Consider the following 16,158-nt stretch of genomic DNA (forward strand, 5'->3'; position numbering starts at 1 on the left):
AGGTGGTCGTCTTCGCGGGTCAGGGCGACGCCCGGCGGTCCATGGAGCTGCTGTGGGGGCCGCGGGTGGTGGCGCCGCGCACCGGCCCGGGACCCAAGCCGGGCCTGTCGGTCGAGGCGATCGTCGCGGCGGCGATCGAGATCGCGGACGCCGAGGGCATGGCGGCGCTGTCGATGCGCTCGGTCGGGGAGCGCCTCGGCCGCACGGCGATGGCGCTCTACACGTACGTCCCGGGCAAGACCGAGCTGGTCGACCTGATGTACGACCGCACGCTGGGGGAGCTCCCGGCGTCGTTCCAGGAGTCGGCGGGGTGGCGCGCGGACGCGCTGGCCCTGGCCGACGCGCTGTGGGACCTGCACTTGCGGCACCCGTGGCTGCTGCAGGTCTCGCCGGCGCGCCCGGTGCTCGGGCCGGGGGAGTTCCACGTGCAGGAGACGCTGCTGTCGGTCCTGGCGTCGACCGGCCTGCCGCTGTCCCGGGTGCGCTGGGTGGTGGCGGCGCTGCTCAACATCGTCCGCGGCTCGGTCCAGGCGGCGGCGGAGTCCCGCCAGGCCGCCCGCGAGACCGGACAGTCCGAAGAGGACTGGTGGGGTGCGCGCTCGGCACTGCTCGGCGAGCTGGCGCCGGACCTCGCGGCCCGGTTCCCGACGGTGGCCAAGCTCGGCGAGGAGGGGGAGTACGAAGCCTCCGATTCCGAGGAGCCTTATCTGGAGCGGGAGGCCCGGCTGTCGTTCGAGGCGGGCCTGGAACTGCTCCTGGACGGCGTCGAAACGGCGATCGTCAAGGCTTCCGGGCCTCGATGAGGAACCTCGTCGTGTGGGCGACGAACGGGCCGTCGCGCTCGATCTTCTCGTGCAGCTCCCGCAGCTTGTCCCGGTACTGCCCGACCGTGAAGCCCGGGACCATCCAGATCACCTTGCGCAGGAAGTAGACCACCGCGCCGATGTCGAAGAACTCGGTGCGCAGCGACTCCGAGCGCAGGTCCGTCACTTCGAGGCCGGCCTCGGCGGCCGCCCGCACGGCGTGGTCCGGGTGCCGGCTGGTGCGGGTGTCCTCCGGCTGCGGGCCGAGGAAGAACTCGACCAGCTCGAACACACTCGCCGGGCCGACCTGCTGCGAGAAGTACGTTCCGCCGGGACGCAGGACACGGGCGATCTCGGACCAGTCGGTTGTCACCGGGTGGCGGCTGCTGACGAGGTCGAACACGTTGTCCCGGAAGGGGAAACCGGCGGTGGCCACGATGGTGACCCCGCGCGGCCGGAGCCGGGCCGACGCCTTCGCGATGTTCGGCGGCCACGACTCGGTTGCGACCATCAGCGGCGGCAGGGCCGGGCAGCCGTCGAGGACTTCGCCGCCGCCGGTCTCCAGGTCGAGCGCCGCCTGCACGCCCCGGAGACGGGAGCCCAGGAGGCGTTGGTAGCCCCACGAAGGGCGGGCCTCGGTGGCGCGGCCGTCCAGCCAGGAGAAGTCCCAGCCGTCGACGGACACCGCCGCGGCTTCGGCCACCAACGCGTCGAACTTCGTTTTCCGGACTGGCGGCGGGGGCACCGGCTTGGCCAGCGCGACGGCGTCGAACGCGACCACGACCGGGCCACGTCGGGTCTCGATCGTGCAGGAGACGTCGTTGCGGGCCACCAGATCGCCGAGCGCGTCGGTGAAGCCGCCCTCGATGCGGTAGCGCACCACGACCCGCGTGCCCAACGGCAGCTCCCGCAGCAGTTTCACGCCACCACCTCCGGAACCGAGGCCCCGGCACCGGCCGGCTCGGGGTGGCCCAACTCTGTCAGCCAGCCGCGGAACACCCGGTGCAGGGCCTCCGCCCCGACGACCTCCTCCGGGAACGCCAGCTCGCGCGGGTGCACGACGAACCCGCGCTGCTGCGGCCCGCCCAGCCCGCCGTGCGAGCCCACGTGCGTCTCGAACGGCGACGCCTGGTCCGAGTCCGGGTCGTAGCGGCTGTTGATCATCACGTCCGCGCAGTGCGGGAACGTGTCCACCCGGCGGATCAGGTCCGCCGCGTGCTCGCCGTACGGCAGCAGCGGGTCCTCGCCGATCACCACCCCGGACGCGAGCCGGTGCAGGCCGTCGCGGCCCAGCACCACCGGGCCGAACTCGCGGCTGCGGACCAGCAGGAACCCGACGCCCGGGTGGTCCACCAGCGACGGCAGCAGGTCCGGGAACTCGCGCTCGATCGTCTCCAGCTCGACGCGGCCGTCGTGCTCGGTGAACGAAACCATCGCGAGGTGTCCCGACACGACCACCACCACGCCGGGTGCCACCCGGGTGACCGCGCCCGGCGAGCCGGACGTCGTGCGCGGGCGGTCCTCGGCGCACTCCGCGTCCTCCACCCGGGCGCGCAGGCGGCGCGCGATCAGGCCGCCGCCCTTCGTCGCCTCGGCCAGGGCCGCGTTGATCTGCCAGCTCTCGGCCTGCCGCCGCTTGCCGGCGTCCGGCGACGGCGAACCCCCGCACAGCCGGCCGACGTACGCCTCGATGGTCTCGCCGAACCGCTGCGAGAACGCCTGGCCCTGAGTCTGGCCGTGGTCCGACAGCGCGACGACGTGGTAGCGGCGCGGTGCTAGCCGCGAAGCCCGGTGCAGCCGCGCGATCTGCTGGTCGATCGAGCGCAGCACGGACAGGGTGTCGAACCGCTCGATGCCGGAGTGGTGCGCGACCTCGTCGTAGCCGAGGAAGTCCGCGTACACCGCGGGCCGTCCGGCGAGCATGTCGCCGAGGATCGCGGAGACGACGACGTCCCGCGCGATCACCGTCGTGCCCGGCCGGGCCAGGGGGTACCAGCCGCCGCGCGGGATCCGCGGGACGACGCCGGCGCGGCGCTGGCGCACCGACGCGCTGATCTCGCGGAAGACGTCGACGAGCGCGACGGCGAACGTGCGCAGCGCGTTGACCGGGTTCGCGAAGTAGGCGTAGTAGCCCGCGCCGACGCGGTCGCGGTGCCGTCGCTGGAGCTTCTTCGGCACCAGCACCGGGATCGAGCTCATGGTGAGGCTGACGTGGGCGGCGTCGCCGGAGAAGAGGTTGCCGCGGCTCGCGCCGTCGCCGGCCAAGAGGCCGCGGCCGTCGGAATGCCGCCGCTCGATCTCGGCCGCGTCCGCCGGGTGCGCGCACGCCATCACGTGGTCGCGGTCCTTTTCGTACCAGCGGAAGCCGAGGATGTCGTGGTTGGAGCCGTGCAGGATGCCGCACACGCTCGCGCCGGTCTGCGAGCTCCAGTCGGTGTGCCAGCGCTCCAGCGTGTGGCTGCCCTCGGCGAGCCAGGCGGCGAACGTCGGCATGTCGCCGTCGCGGATCGCGCGGCGGACGGTGTCGTACCCGAGGCCGTCGATCTGCAGGAACAGCACGCCGGGCGGCGGGTCCGCGGTCGCGTCGGCCGGGGTGTGGCGACGGCGGCGGCGAGCGGCCCGGCGGAAGAAGATCTCGTCTTCGTCGATCGCGAGCAGGCTGGAAATCAGGGCCCCGACAGCGGCCATGCCGAGCGTGACGATGACCGCGGTCCGGAAGCCGGCCACCTCGACGCCGGGCACGGTCCGGAAGACCGCGAGGGTGCCGGCCCCGAGCAGCAGGAACCCGAAGCCGCCGAAGGTGAAGAACGCCAGCGGGTAGGCGATCCGCATGACCAGCGGCCAGACGACCGCGGTGAGCAGCCCGAGCAGCAGCGCGCAGACCGTCGGCTGCCACCAGTGCGTCATCCGGAAGCCGGGCAGCAGCACGTCGAGCAGGCGCAGCGCGCCGGTCACCGCGATCCACACGCCCACCGCGCGGGCCACGGCCCGGCCACCGCGCAGCAGCCGGCCGTTGGGCGCGGTCGTCGTCACACCGGCTCCTTCGTCTTGCGCCGCCACCGGGCGATCAGGTTGGCCAGCACGGTGACCAGCAGGACCAGCACCGTGGCGAGCAGCGTCGCGACCACGGGTGAGTCGAAGATGCCGCCGCTGACGATGCCGAGCACGGCGTACGCGCAGGCCCACAGCACGCACGCGACCAGTGCGGCGGGCAGCAGGCGCCGCCACGGGTAGCTCAGCGCGGCCGCGGCGAGCAGCACCGGGATGCGCCCGGCCGGGACGAGCCTGCCGATCACCACGAGCTGCCAGCCGCGGCGGGCGAACTGCTCGCGCGCCTTCTCGAGCCGCTCGGCGGGCTGGCGGCGGCTGATCCAGCGGAACGCGGCTTCGCTGCCCAGGCGCGGGATCCCGAACGTCACGACGTCACCGACGTACGCGCCGAGGGTGGCGAGGACGATCACCAGCGGCAGCGACAGGTGCCCGGTGGTCGTCGCGACCGCGGCCGCGGCCCCGACCACCGCGCCGGTCGGCACGACCGGGACGATCGAGCCGAGCAGCACGCCGCCGAAGACCGCGGGGTACCCGATGGCGGCGGGGTCGGTCCAGTTCACGGGCGGTCCTTCGGCGCGGGCAGGGTCACGTCGGCGCCGGGTTCGGTGAAGAGCACGTCGGTGTGGCCGTTGGCTTCGGCGGCGAACACGCGCGGCGGGTCGGCGAGCAGCCGCCGCATCCGGGCCGTGCGCCGGACGCCGGGGAGGGCGAGCGTGCCCCAGTGCACCGGGACGGCCGCGCGGGCCCGGACCAGCGCGGCGGCCTGCGCGGCGCGCGCGGGATCGAGGTGGCCGGGCCCGAGGTTCGGCCCCCAGCCCCAGACGGGCAGCAGGGCGACGTCGACCGGGCCGAGCTCGCGCATGCCGTCGAACAGGTCGGTGTCGCCGGCGTTGTAGATCGTCGTGCCGTCGCTTTTGATCAGGTGCCCGAGCGCGGGGCTCTGCGGCCCGTGGGTCAGGCGCGGTCCCCACCGGTGTCCGGAGTGGACGGCCTCGGTGGCGGTGACGGTCAGGTCGCCGTCGGTGAGCGTCTCGCCGGGCGCGATCTCCTCGACGCGCTGGAAGCCCTTCTTGCGCAGCCACGTCCCGGCCCCGCGGGGGACGACGATCCGGGTGCCGCGGCCGAGCAGCTGGAGCGACGGCAGGTGCAGGTGGTCGCCGTGGAGGTGGGAGAGCAGGACGAGGTCGACGCCGGCGTAGCTTTCGGGCGGCGGCACGGGCACGACCCGGACGAGCCCGCCGACCCGCGCGGTGAGCACGGGATCGGTCAGCACCACCCGGCCGCCGATGTCCAGGCGGACGGTCGAATGGCCGAGGAACCGCAGGCTGAAGCCGCTCACGCCCCCGAGTATCGCCTCCGCCGCCGGGGAATGCCCGGCGGAGTGGCCAGGGCAACGCCGTTCAGCGACCCCGAGGGTCGGCCTGCGTACCGGAACGGTCGGTTCGCGTACCTGGAGGGTCGGCTTGCGTACCTGGAGGGTCGGCTTGCGTACTCAGGGGGTCGGGAGCAGGGCGGAGATGCGCAGGGAGGACGTTCCGATGCCGGTCGGGCCGCCGAAGGGCGCGCCGGGCAGGGGGACCGGGGCCGGGTGGTAGCCCAGCTCCGGGTCCGTGTAGCGGGCCGAGTTCTCGTGCCAGTGCACGATTCCCGCCATCCAGTCGCGCAGCTCCTGGACGAACCCGAGTAGCGTCGCCTCGGTCGTGTCGTCGCGGTACAGGGCGGGCAGCTCGGTCGCCGCCGAGTGCTCGAACTCCGCCAGGCGGGCGTGGATCAGGTCCGTCACCACTCCGGCCGCGCGCTCCTCCGTGCAGTCCAGGAAGTTCCGCACCACCAGCACCGCGTTGTGCAGCTCGCCTTCGTGCTCGATCTCCTTCCGGTAGGAGTACAGGTCGTTGGCCAGGCACGCCACGTCCGCCGCCGCGTGCTCCAGCGTCTGCACCGGCCGCGTGCGAGCCAGCTCGGGCGGCACCGCGTGGCGCCGCGAGAGGCTCATCGTGAGGTCCGCGCCGAACGTCCGGCGCCGCATCTCGACGTAGTCGATCGGGTCCGGGATGCGGTTCTGGGCCTGGTTCGCCAGCTCCCAGAGCCAGCTCGACGTCATCGCCTCGACCGCCGCGCGCACGGTGGGCCGTCGCTCCGCCGGGGTCCGCGGCCAGAGGTCGGCCAGGCCCGCTTCCAGCGGGTTCGCCGGCGTGGGCATTGGTGCGCCGTCCGCCGGCATGAACGCCGGCAGGCGGAAGTTGGCCGCCTTCGCGCCGGCGAGGTCGCGGGTCGCGCCGAACACCAGCGGGTAGTGGTCGTCGGCGTAGGTGCGCCAGGTCAGCCAGTCGCTGGTGAGGTCGAGGGCGTCGGCCGTCGCGTCCGGGAGGATGCCCGCCGCGCACCGCGGCAGGTCGGCGGCCCGCAGCTTGCGCTCGTCCCAGACCACGCCGTCGAGGAGGCCGGTGCGCCGCGCCCAGTCGACGTTCCGGACGCGGGCCTCGGCGAGGTGCGGGCTGAGCCGCAGCGGCAACGGCAGGTCGAGCGACGGCCGCGGCAGGCCGGCCGCGGAAAACGGTGTCGAACCGTAGGCCCGCAGCCGTTGCGGCGCCGTGGCGAGCGCCGAGGAGAAGATGCGGGCCGCGGACGTGCCGAGGTCGGTGCCGCCGTGGCCGGCCAGGGCGCCTTCGTTCATGTACCGGCTGGACCGCAGGTGCCATTCGTGCCCGCCGGCCTGCCAGTCCTGCAGGCCCTTGACGTAGGCGAACGTCGCGGCGCGGGCGGCCGGGTCGACGCAGTGGTCGTCGAGCAGGGCGGGTACCTCGGTGAGCGCGGTGTGCTCGAACTGGTGCAGCCGGGAGGTGATCAGGTCGTTGACCGCGTCCGCCGCCTGCTGGGTGCCCAGCCCGAGGAACTTCTCGAACACGAGCACGCCGTTGGACAGCTCGCCCTCGTCCTGCACCTCGCGCTGGTAGGAGAACAGGTCGTTGCGGAGGTGGACGCTGTCGGCGAAGCAGTCTCGCAGGACTTCCATCGGCCGGGACGCGGCGATCGCGTCCGGCACTTCGGCGTGCACCGAGTGCTCGATCAGGTTCGCCGACCACGGCGCGCCGCCGACCTTCCGCCGCATCTCGACGTACTCGATCGGGTTGGCGAGACGGCCCTCGTTGATGTTGGCCAGCTCCCACAGCGACTCGTCGAGCAGCGCCTTCGTGCTGGCGACGAACCGGCGCCGCCAGCCGGCCGTCCGGTGCGGGACCGTCCGCCGCCACAGGTCGGTGAGGCCGCGCTCGACCGGGTTCTCCGGTGTCGCGGTGATTTCGCGTTCGGCGGGCATGAACAGCTCGAGCCGGTCGAGGTAGCCGCGCGCGCTCTCGATGTCCCCGGTGCGCTTGTACAGCTCGAGGAAGTGGTCGTCGAAGTAGAACACCCAGACGTACCAGTCGGTGATCAGGTCGAGCTCGTCGGCGCCGGCGTCGGGGTGGGTGTAGGCGCACAGCAGGGCGTAGTCGTGGGCGTCGAGGTCGTGCTCGGTCCAGATCACGGTGCCGTGCTGCGGCACGTCGATCATGTCGAGCTCGCGAGCCCACGCCTTGCTGTGCTCGCGCGCCTGTTCCAGGTGCGGGTTCAGGCGCGCCGGGTACGGGAGGTAGAACTCGGGGAGGACGAACGGCTGATCGGGCACCCCGCGAGGCAACCAGCCCTCCGCGGTGTCCGCCAAGGGGAACAGCCGCGAAGCACACGAACGGGACGAGCGCTTCCCCCGGGCGGCCCAGCGCACCGCCGGGCCCGATCGGCACGCGGTGGCGGGCCGTCGCACGATGGGGGTCGTCCCCGAGCGAGGAGAGCAGATGACCGACGAAAACCGGGTGGTCGACAACCCGGAGGAGAACCGCTACGAGCTGTGGGCCGGCGAGAAGCTGGCCGGCATCGCGCAGTACGACCGCCGCGGCGACCTCACCGTCTTCACCCACACCGAGATCGACGACGCCTTCTCCGGGCAGGGCCTTGGCAAGGTGCTGGCCTCGGGCGCGCTCGACGACGTCGTCGCCCGCGGCGGCACGATCGTGCCGGTCTGCCCGTTCATCGCCGGGTACCTGCGGAAGCACCCGGGGTACGAGGACCACGTCCGCTGGCCCCGCGAGTAGGCCGGACGGGGCGGCCGGTTACGCCGTTCGGGGTGGTCTGCGCGGTATGTCCGGTTCCCTTGGTTATTAACCAACCTTCGTCGGTGGTGCGTTGGTTGCCGGGCAACGAAAGTGTCGGCACCGGCTTCGAACGGCAAACCTGGAGGAAGTTGATGACTCCCCGGAAGACCGCCCTCAAGACCTTCGCCGTCCTGTCAGCGGCCGCGCTGACCAGCGGCGTTTGCGCTTCGGCTGCCACCGCGTCCCCACTGGCCCTCGCCGAGCTGCAGGCCCACGCGATCACCAGCGCCACCCAGGTGGCGAACGCGCTCGGTGCCGCATCCGGCGGCGTCTACCTCGAAAACGGCAAGGCCGTGGTGAACGTCGTCGACGACGCCGGGCTGCAGCGGGTGCAGGCCGCCGGCCTGACCGCGAAGAAGGTCAAGCACACCTTCGCCGCGCTCACCGGCGTCAAGAACCAGATGGACGCGGTGAAGAACGTGCCGCAGACCGCGTGGGGCATCGACACGAAGACCAACCAGGTCGTGGTGAAGGTGTACGACGCGGCCAGCAAGGAGACCGCGGACAAGGTGTCCGCGGCCGCCGCGAAGTACGGCGACAGCGTCCGCGTCGAGCACCGCACCGGCAAGCTGTCGCTGTACATCGCCGACGGCGACGCGATCCAGAACAGCCAGGGCCGCTGTTCGCTGGGCTTCAACGTGACGCGCGGCGGTTCGCCGTTCCTGCTGACCGCGGGCCACTGCACCAACCTCGGCGGCACCTGGTCCGGTGGTGACGTCTCCGGTGCGCAGGTCGTCGAAAGCGACTGCCCCGGCGCCGACTCCGGCCTGCTGACCCGCCCGAACGGCTCCGGCCCCGGTGAGATCAACACCGGCCAGCCGATCACGTCGGCTGCCGCCCCGACCGTCGGGGAACAGATCCAGAAGCAGGGCTCGACCACCGGCGGCGGCAGCGGTGAAGTGACCTCGGTCGACGAGTCGGTCAACTTCGACGTCGGCGTGCTCAACCACGAGTTCGGCACCACCGCGCACACCGACCACGGCGACTCCGGCGGCCCGGCCTACGACGGCTCCACGGGCCTCGGCACGCTGTCCGGCGGCGACACCGTGACCAGCTACTTCTACCCGCTCACCCTCGAGCTGCAGGCCTACGGCCTCGAGCTCGCCTGAGTCCCGGCGAAGGCCCGCTCACCGCCGTCGGGGGAGGTGAGCGGGCCATCGCGGGTCACGCTTCGAGCCGGCGCGCGCGGTAGACGGCGTCGGTGTGGTGGCCTTCGCCGCGCGTCTCGCACGTCTCGACCACCCACTGCCACGGGTCGCCGAGGTAGCCGGTGATCTCCTCCGGCTCGAAGAACAGCTCCTCCGGCGGCTTCTCGCCGTCGAACTGCCGCATGGCCTTCGGCGAGTGCCCGACGACCAGCAGCGTGCCGCCCGGCCGGATCGCCGCCGCGGCCGCCGTGAAGACGTCGCGGCGCAGGTCCGGCGGGAGGTGCATGTACTGCGCCGACACCAGGTCGTACTGCGCTTCCGGCCGCCACTCGAGGATGTTGCGGTGCAGCCAGTTCACCGTCACCCCCGCCTCGGCGCCGGCTTCCGCGGCGCGGGCGAGCGCGGTGGTCGAGATGTCGACACCGTCGACCGTCCAGCCGTGCTTGGCCAGCCAGATCGCGTCGCCGCCCTCGCCGCTGCCGAGGTCGAGCGCGTGCCCGGGTTTCAGGCCTTCGACCTCGGTGCGCAGGTTGGCGTTGACGTTCCCGCTCCAGATCCGGTGCTCGTCACGCTGGTACAGCGCTTCCCAGAAGTCCTGCTTGAGCATGGCGTCGACGGTCATCGGGTGGTCGTGGGGCATGGTTCCTCCTCGGGGACGTCCTCCGAGCATGCGGACGACGTCCCCGGGAAGGCAAACTTCGTTGCCGGTTCGGCAACTAGTTCCCGTACACCTGGAGCTCGTAGAGCGAGTAGCCGTACGACGTGCCGCGCGTGACCCCGTTCATCCGGACGTACCGGCCGCTGCCGGTCAGGCCGGTGAGGTCGTCGGTGCCGCCGTTGCCGGTGGTGGTGCTGTAGATCGTCGTCCAGGCCGTGCCGTCGGCCGAGATCTGGACGCTGTACGCCTTCCCGTACGCGGCTTCCCAGATCAGTTTGACGTGCGAGACGGACTTCGTGGCGCCGAGGTCGACGCGCAGCCACTCCGCGTTGCTCCCCTCCTTCGACGCCCAGCGGGTGCCGGTCAGGTTGCCGTCGAAGGCCGCGCCCGCCGGGTACGACGACGACTCGGTGGAGGACGCCGTCGCGGGCTTTCCCTGTGAGAGCAGGGTTTCCGAGCCGCCGCCACCGGTCACCGTGACGCCGAGGGACGCCGTCTTCGTCCCGCCGGTGACGGTGATCGTCGCCGAGCCGGGGGACGCGGTCGTGGCGGCGGCGACCGTGACGGTCGAGGACCCGCCGGCCGGCACCGACGCGGGGGAGAAGGACACGGTCACGCCCGCGGGGGCGCCGCTCGCGCTCGGCGTGACCGCGTCCGTGCTGGTCACGGTGGCCGTGGCCGAAGCGCCCGGCGCGACCGAGATCGACGACGGCGTCACGCTGAGGCTCGAGGAGGTGCCGGCCGCGGTGAACGTCCAGCGGGCGGCGGTACCGGAGCAGCTGCCCGCGGTGAGCGTGGTGCCCGAGGCGCGGAAGCACTTCTTGCTGGTCTGGATGTCGGAGATGGTGCCGTCCGGGTTGATCGACCACTGCTGGGCCGGCCCGCCGGTGCAGGTCTGCAGCACGATGGAACTGCCGGAGATGCCCGCGCACTTGTCGTTGATCACCAGGAAGGCGCCGTGGAAGGTGAACCGCTGCTCGGCGGTCCCGGTGCAGGTGGCCACCTTCAGCGTGGTGCCGCTGCCCGGGGCGGCCAGGCAGGTGCCGGTGGAGGTGTTCCGGTACTGGCCGACCGTCGTGTTCGGCTTGGCGCCGCCCCAGCACTCGCCGGTGCCGGTGTTGAAGATCGGCGTGGCGTCGTACGGTTCGTCCGACGGCGGGTCGACGACGACCGGTTCCATCACCGGCGTGTTGTCGGGGTTGTAGTGCGTGAGCGCGTCTTCGCAGTCGATCGCGTCGAAGGCGCTGCCGCCCTTGCCGCCGAGCCAGAGGTCGATGTGGCGCAGGCCGGGGCCGCCGTTCGGGCCGTGGCCGCTCCAGTCGTCGGAACACTCGTCGCAGCCGTCCTCCATGATGAAGTACTTCTTCACCCGCGGGACCCAGACCTTGGTGCCCGGCTTGAGTTCGTCGCTGCTGGTGGCGAAGGTGATCGGGTCGGCGTAGCTGCCCTTGCCGCCCGCGGTGTCGTGGATCTGCGGGTAGGAGATGTCCCCGCCCGGCGGGGTGTTGTCCCACCAGCCGTAGAAGGTGAGGAAGGTCGGCTGCGTGGTGGCCGCGCTCGCGGTGGCGGCGCCGGAAAGCGCGGCGGCCACGGCGAGGAACAGGGTCACGACGAGCACGAGCGCGCGCCGGGTCATGCTGCCTCCGGGAGGACTGGGCGGACGGTGACTGCGGCGTGGCTCCAGGTTCGCCGGGCGGGTGCCGGTCCGTCAAGACCTATTCGTAAAGTTTCCTAACAAACGCGGTTTCGTGTCCCGCTCGGCGGGAAAATCCGGTGGCCGCCGGGGTTCCTCGGCGAAGATGGCGGCATGAGCGAACAGCGGGAAATCGTGGTCACCGGGGGCGGCACCGGCATCGGGCTGGCGATCGCCGCCCGGTTCGCGGCGGCGGGCGAGCGGGTGACGGTGACCGGACGGCGCAAGGACGTCCTCGAAGCGGCGGCGGAAAAGATCGGCGCGCGGGCGGTGGCCTTCGACGCGAGCGACCCGGCGGCGGTGCAGGCCGCGCTGGCGGACCTGCCTCCGCGGGTCGACGTCCTGGTCAACAACGCCGGCGGCAACACCGACCGGGTGCGGGTGGCGCCCGCACCCGGTGACCTGAAGGGCCTCGCCGACGCGTGGCAGGCGAACTTCGACGCGAACGTGCTCTCCGCGGTGCTCGTCACGGCGGCGCTGAAGCCGCGGTTTCCGGACAACGTGCGGGTGGTGACGCTGGGATCCATCGCGGCGAAGCAGGGTTCAGGCTCCTACGGCGCGGCGAAGGCGGCGATCGAGGCGTGGAACACAGACCTCGCGCGGCAGCTGGGCGCCGGGGGAACGGCCAACGTCGTCGCGCCGGGCGTCGTCCTCGACACGGAGTTCTTCCACGGCACGCTGACCGACGAGTGGCTGGAGCCGCGGATTTCCCTGGCGTTCAACAAGCGGGCCGGCCGTCCGGAGGAAATCGCCGACACGGTGCGGTTCCTGGCCGCCCCGGAAGCGGCGCACCTGACGGGCCAGGTGGTGCACGTCAACGGCGGGGCGTACGGCGCCCGCTAGGCCATCCGGGTCGAAGGGGCGGCGCGCGGCCGCCGTTCTCTCCATGGTGGAAGGGTGGGAACCACCGGAAGAGAGAGGTGATCCGCCGTGACGGCCGCTCCCGAAACCCCGGCCCTCCCGACGACCCGGCCGGACGGCTGCCCGTACGACCCGCCAGGGGAGTACGCCGACCGCCGGGAAACGGCACCGACGTCGAAGGTGCGGTGCCCGGCCGGCATGGACGCGTGGCTGGTGACCCGCTACGCCGACGTCCGCGCGGTGCTCGCCGACCGCACGCTGAGCTCGCGCGGCGCGTCTTCGGTGCACGTCAACCCGAACGCCGACCTCGACGAGGAGGTCAGCCCGGGGTCGATCATCCAGCTCGACGGCGCCGCCCACGCGCGGCTGCGGAAGAAGGTGATCGCGGAGTTCACCGTGCGGCGGATGAAGGCGCTGCGCGGATACGTGCGTTCACTGGTGGACAGCCACCTGGACGCGATGCTCGCGCAGGGGGCGCCGGCGGATCTGGTGCGGGACTTCGCGTTGCCGATCCCGTCGCTGGTGATCTGCGAACTGCTCGGGGTGCCGTACGCCGACCGGGCACGCTTCCAGCGGCAGAGCGCCACGATGGTGAGCACCGACGCGACCCGGGAGGACGGCGAGCGGGCGTACCACGAGCTTTCCGATTATTTGGCGGGGTTGTTCACCGAGAAGCGGCGGAATCCGCAGGACGATCTCTTCAGCAGGCTGATTTCCGACGGCGCGGACGACCCGCTGACGATGGAGGAGCTGGTGGTCCTCGGCCTCAGCCTCCTGGTGGCCGGCCACGAGACGACGGCCAACATGATCGCGATGAGCACGTTGGTGCTGCTGGAGAACCCGGACCTGCTGGCGCCCGCGCTGGCGGAACCGGAGCGCGCGGTGGAGGAACTGCTGCGGTACCTGTCGGTGGTTCAGTGGGGCGTGTTGCGCTACGCGACTTCGGACACCCAGGTCGGATCCCGATCGGTCCGGGAGGGGGAGTGGCTGGTGGCGGCGTTGAACTCGGCGAACCGCGACGAGTCGGTGTTCCCGGGGGCGGACAAGCTGGACTTCGCCCGCGAGTCGCCGCGGACGCACGTGGCGTTCGGCTTCGGGGCGCACCAGTGCGTGGGGCAGCAGCTGGCGCGGGTGGAGCTGCAGGAGGCGCTGACGGGGTTGTTCCGGCGGGTGCCGGATCTGCGGTTGGCTGTGGGGCGGGAGGAGTTGGCTTTCAAGCACAACACGCTCGTGTATGGGGTGCGGGAGCTGCCGGTGGCTTGGGGGTGAGGGGCGCGGGTTGCGCGCGCCGGTGCGCCATCGGTCTGGAACGCTGGACCGCGCGGCTGCTCGGCGCCGCGAACGTCCGGGACGTCACGCTCTTCCCGCGTGACCTGCACCGGCTGACCCCGTGAGGAGTGGCCATGACAGCTCGTCGCCTGTGGGCGGCCGTGGAACCGTTGCACGCCGCCGTCTACTTCGCGCCCGAGACGGCCGAAGCGGCGAAGGTGGCCGGGCTGCGTGGCTACTGGATGGGCTACTTCGCCGGGCGGCTGGCGCCGCTGGGCCCGGTCGGTCCCGAGCCCGCGGCCGCGATGCTCTTCGGCTTCGCGCCGGCGATGGTGGCGCGGGCGCTGCCGGACGCGTGGTCGTTCGCCGCGCCCGGGGCCGTCGTCGGGTCGCGGATCGAGGCCGTTGCGACGGCCCTGCGCCCGGTCGTCGGCGACGTCGCGGAACTCGACGAGCTGCTCTGGCGGGCGGTGGACGCGTGCGAGTTCGGCGGCCGCCCGCTCGCGGCGGCGTGGGCGGCCGTGCCGAAGCACGCGGACCCGGTGGCCCGGCTGTGGCTGGCGACGACCATCCTGCGCGAGCACCGCGGCGACGGCCACGTCCTCGCGGCGGTCCACGCCGGGCTGAGCGGGCTCGAGACCACGCTCACCCACATCGGTGACGGCGTGATCACCCGCGCGGACATCCAGCCCCACCGCGGCTGGTCGGACGCGCAGTGGGACGCGGCCGTGGACCGGCTGCGGGCCCGCGGGGTCCTCGACGCCGAAGGGCGACTGACCGAGGCGGGCCGCGAGCTGCGCCGCACGATCGAGGAGGACACGGACCGCTTGGCGGCCGCGCCGGTCGAGGCGCTGGGCGCCGACGTCGAGCGGCTGCTGACGCTGGCCGTGCCGCTGAGCCGGGCGGTGATCGACGCCGGTGTCGTCCCGGTGCCGAACCCGATGGGTGTCCCGCGGCCCTGACCGTCGATTCCGGGGCCGGCCGTTCGACGCAAGGGTAACCGGACACCCAGGAGGTCTTCATGACGTTGCTCGACGGCAAGAACGCGATCGTCTACGGTGCCGCGGGGCCGATTGGCACGGCCGTCGCCACCGCCTTCGCCGAGGAAGGTGCGCGGGTGTTCCTCGTGGGCCGGACCCGTGCCCGGCTGGACGAGGTGGCCGGCCGCATCCGCGCCGCCGGTGGCCGCGCCGAGACCGCGGAGGTCGACGCCCTCGACGAGCGCGCGGTGGACGAGCACGCCGCGGCCGTGGGCACCATCGACGTGTCGGTCAACCTCATCGGTCACGGCGACGTCCAGGGCACCCCGCTGGTGGACATGGCGCTCGCGGACTACGAGCGGCCGGTGCTGACGGCCGTGCGCACCCACTTCCTGACCGCCCGTGCGGCGGCCCGGCAGATGATCCCGCGGCGGTCGGGGGCGATCCTGTTCTTCGGGGGCGCGGGAGATCCGGTGCGGGAATTCGCGGTCGGCGGGCTGCAGGTGGCGTTCCACGCGCTCGAGGCGATGCGCCGCCAGCTCGCGGCGGAGCTCGGCCCGCACGGGATCCGCACGGTGACGCTCCGGACGGGCGGCATCCCGGAGACGATCCCGGCGGACTTCCCCGGCCGCGCCGACCTGGAGGAGAACATCGCGGGCAAGACCATGCTCGGCCGCGCGGCCACCCTGGCCGACGTGGGAGCGGTGGCGGCCTTCGTCGCCTCGGACCGGGCCGCCTCGATGACGGCGGCCACGGTCAACATCAGCTGCGGCGCCCTGGTCGACTAGCGAACCCACCGGGCGCCCGCGGCGGCTTGCGACCGAGGAGGCGCTCACGGCGAGCGGCCCAGTGCCACCGCCGCGAGCGTCGGCTCACTTGCGCCCGAAGCGTCGCCACCGAGGCGGCCGCGAACCCTCAGCGGGTCCCTTCGCGCTGCTCGACCACCAGTTTCTGGTGCCGGGCCGCGCGGACCCGGTCCCCGCAGGTTGTCGAGCACCAGCGGCGGCGGGCGTGCTCGCGGACGTAGTAGCGGATGCAGCCGTGCGCCTCGCACGGCCGCACCAGTGCGCCCAGCTCCCCGCTGACCACCTCGATCGCGTCCCGGGCCAACGCCCCCACCGCCGCGTCGAGGCTGCCCGGCCGGGCGCTGTCCCACGCGCGTGACGGCCCGTCGCCCCAGGTCAGCGCCAGTGCGGCCGCGTCCGCGCCGGCCGCCGCGTTCACCGCCGCCAGCGCCGCCGGTGCCGGGGCACGGCCCGCCGCCAGTGCCGCCAGCAGCTCCCGGACCGCGCCGCGCAACTCCGTCAACCGGCGAAGCGACGCCGCGTCGGGCACCGAAGCCGCCAGCCCGTGCGAGCCCAGCCACGAAACCGCCGAAGCGGGCGAAGCGAGGTCGTCCCCCGTCACGCGTTCGGTGTTGACCAGCGCCAACGCCGGTGCGCGGTCCTCGCCGGGTGCCGCCGTGACCATGTCCGCCTCCCGAAGTCCGTCCCCCGAAGTGTCCCCGA

Annotated in this window: 16 protein-coding genes and 1 pseudogene; 8 read left to right on the plus strand and 9 right to left on the minus strand. The window is 72.8% G+C overall.

Annotated features, from left to right (window positions below):
- Positions 1–2 precede the first annotated feature (2 nt).
- Positions 3–803 carry a TetR/AcrR family transcriptional regulator C-terminal domain-containing protein gene (locus ABZX11_RS35940; RefSeq protein WP_354921709.1) on the plus strand — a complete coding sequence of 267 codons (801 nt, stop codon included), beginning with the start codon at positions 3–5 and terminating at the stop codon, positions 801–803.
- Here ABZX11_RS35940 and ABZX11_RS35945 read toward each other — a convergent pair.
- The 6 genes and pseudogenes from ABZX11_RS35945 to ABZX11_RS35970 form a co-directional block, all read right to left on the minus strand.
- A complete protein-coding gene (locus ABZX11_RS35945) occupies positions 781–1,548 on the minus strand; it encodes a methyltransferase domain-containing protein (protein ID WP_354921808.1) in 768 nt (255 codons plus the stop codon). The two genes, ABZX11_RS35940 and ABZX11_RS35945, sit on opposite strands and share 23 nt — an antisense overlap.
- Positions 1,522–1,725: pseudogene (locus ABZX11_RS35950) on the minus strand (ferrous iron transport protein A); the annotation flags it as partial. The pseudogene ABZX11_RS35950 and the gene ABZX11_RS35945, both read right to left, overlap by 27 nt.
- Positions 1,722–3,836: a phage holin family protein gene (locus ABZX11_RS35955; protein WP_354921711.1), complete on the minus strand. Its 2,115-nt coding sequence runs from the start codon at positions 3,834–3,836 to the stop codon at positions 1,722–1,724. The gene ABZX11_RS35955 and the pseudogene ABZX11_RS35950, both read right to left, overlap by 4 nt.
- On the minus strand, positions 3,833–4,414 hold the full coding sequence (locus ABZX11_RS35960; RefSeq protein WP_176172742.1) for a VTT domain-containing protein: 582 nt from the start codon (positions 4,412–4,414) through the stop codon (positions 3,833–3,835). The genes ABZX11_RS35955 and ABZX11_RS35960 overlap by 4 nt, the downstream gene beginning before the upstream one ends.
- Entirely contained in the window at positions 4,411–5,193 is a 783-nt protein-coding gene (locus ABZX11_RS35965) for an MBL fold metallo-hydrolase (protein ID WP_176172741.1), read from the minus strand. Before ABZX11_RS35965 ends, ABZX11_RS35960 begins: the two co-directional genes overlap by 4 nt.
- A 153-nt stretch (positions 5,194–5,346) precedes the next feature.
- Positions 5,347–7,518 carry a germacradienol/geosmin synthase gene (locus tag ABZX11_RS35970; protein ID WP_354921714.1) on the minus strand — a complete coding sequence of 724 codons (2,172 nt, stop codon included), beginning with the start codon at positions 7,516–7,518 and terminating at the stop codon, positions 5,347–5,349.
- Between the two features lie 166 nt (positions 7,519–7,684).
- Here ABZX11_RS35970 and ABZX11_RS35975 point away from each other — a divergent pair, with 166 nt between their 5' ends.
- The gene (locus ABZX11_RS35975; RefSeq protein ID WP_176177918.1) at positions 7,685–7,981 is read left to right on the plus strand and encodes a GNAT family N-acetyltransferase; all 297 of its coding nucleotides are present in this window, start codon (positions 7,685–7,687) and stop codon (positions 7,979–7,981) included.
- A gap of 152 nt (positions 7,982–8,133) precedes the next feature.
- Positions 8,134–9,150: a S1 family peptidase gene (locus tag ABZX11_RS35980; RefSeq protein WP_354921717.1), complete on the plus strand. Its 1,017-nt coding sequence runs from the start codon at positions 8,134–8,136 to the stop codon at positions 9,148–9,150.
- Positions 9,151–9,205: 55 nt separating this feature from the next.
- On the opposite strand, the gene ABZX11_RS35985 is transcribed toward ABZX11_RS35980, so the two are convergent.
- A complete protein-coding gene (locus ABZX11_RS35985) occupies positions 9,206–9,829 on the minus strand; it encodes a class I SAM-dependent methyltransferase (RefSeq protein WP_354921720.1) in 624 nt (207 codons plus the stop codon).
- Between the two features lie 76 nt (positions 9,830–9,905).
- On the minus strand, positions 9,906–11,483 hold the full coding sequence (locus ABZX11_RS35990) for a discoidin domain-containing protein (RefSeq protein ID WP_354921723.1): 1,578 nt from the start codon (positions 11,481–11,483) through the stop codon (positions 9,906–9,908).
- A 171-nt stretch (positions 11,484–11,654) separates the two neighbouring features.
- Between ABZX11_RS35990 and ABZX11_RS35995 the strand changes: the two genes are divergently transcribed.
- The 5 genes from ABZX11_RS35995 (at position 11,655) to ABZX11_RS36015 (ending at position 15,438) form a co-directional block, all read left to right on the plus strand.
- Positions 11,655–12,383, plus strand: a complete 729-nt coding sequence (locus ABZX11_RS35995) for an SDR family oxidoreductase (protein ID WP_354921726.1) — start codon at positions 11,655–11,657, stop codon at positions 12,381–12,383.
- An 87-nt stretch (positions 12,384–12,470) separates the two neighbouring features.
- Positions 12,471–13,670 carry a cytochrome P450 gene (locus ABZX11_RS36000; RefSeq protein WP_354921728.1) on the plus strand — a complete coding sequence of 400 codons (1,200 nt, stop codon included), beginning with the start codon at positions 12,471–12,473 and terminating at the stop codon, positions 13,668–13,670.
- Complete coding sequence (locus tag ABZX11_RS36005) at positions 13,667–13,795, plus strand: amino acid--tRNA ligase-related protein (protein ID WP_303246972.1); 129 nt, start codon at positions 13,667–13,669, stop codon at positions 13,793–13,795. The genes ABZX11_RS36000 and ABZX11_RS36005 overlap by 4 nt, the downstream gene beginning before the upstream one ends.
- A gap of 9 nt (positions 13,796–13,804) precedes the next feature.
- Positions 13,805–14,632, plus strand: a complete 828-nt coding sequence (locus ABZX11_RS36010) for a hypothetical protein (RefSeq protein ID WP_354921731.1) — start codon at positions 13,805–13,807, stop codon at positions 14,630–14,632.
- Between the two features lie 59 nt (positions 14,633–14,691).
- Positions 14,692–15,438: an SDR family oxidoreductase gene (locus ABZX11_RS36015; protein WP_354921734.1), complete on the plus strand. Its 747-nt coding sequence runs from the start codon at positions 14,692–14,694 to the stop codon at positions 15,436–15,438.
- Between the two features lie 127 nt (positions 15,439–15,565).
- Here the strand turns inward: ABZX11_RS36015 and ABZX11_RS36020 are convergent, their stop codons facing one another.
- Entirely contained in the window at positions 15,566–16,120 is a 555-nt protein-coding gene (locus ABZX11_RS36020) for a CGNR zinc finger domain-containing protein (RefSeq protein WP_354921737.1), read from the minus strand.
- Positions 16,121–16,158 lie beyond the last annotated feature (38 nt).

This window comes from Amycolatopsis sp. NPDC004169 (assembly GCF_040610315.1).
GTDB lineage: Bacteria > Actinomycetota > Actinomycetes > Mycobacteriales > Pseudonocardiaceae > Amycolatopsis.

Excerpts from the sequence above, each read along its gene's own strand:
- ABZX11_RS36020 (WP_354921737.1), bottom strand. The coding sequence starts at position 16,120 with ATGGTCACGGCGGCACCCGGCGAGGACCGCGCACCGGCGTTGGCGCTG.
- ABZX11_RS35980 (WP_354921717.1), top strand. The coding sequence starts at position 8,134 with ATGACTCCCCGGAAGACCGCCCTCAAGACCTTCGCCGTCCTGTCAGCG.
- ABZX11_RS35975 (WP_176177918.1), top strand. The coding sequence starts at position 7,685 with ATGACCGACGAAAACCGGGTGGTCGACAACCCGGAGGAGAACCGCTAC.
- ABZX11_RS36015 (WP_354921734.1), top strand. The coding sequence starts at position 14,692 with ATGACGTTGCTCGACGGCAAGAACGCGATCGTCTACGGTGCCGCGGGG.
- ABZX11_RS35995 (WP_354921726.1), top strand. The coding sequence starts at position 11,655 with ATGAGCGAACAGCGGGAAATCGTGGTCACCGGGGGCGGCACCGGCATC.
- ABZX11_RS35985 (WP_354921720.1), bottom strand. The coding sequence starts at position 9,829 with ATGCCCCACGACCACCCGATGACCGTCGACGCCATGCTCAAGCAGGAC.
- ABZX11_RS35990 (WP_354921723.1), bottom strand. The coding sequence starts at position 11,483 with ATGACCCGGCGCGCGCTCGTGCTCGTCGTGACCCTGTTCCTCGCCGTG.
- ABZX11_RS36010 (WP_354921731.1), top strand. The coding sequence starts at position 13,805 with ATGACAGCTCGTCGCCTGTGGGCGGCCGTGGAACCGTTGCACGCCGCC.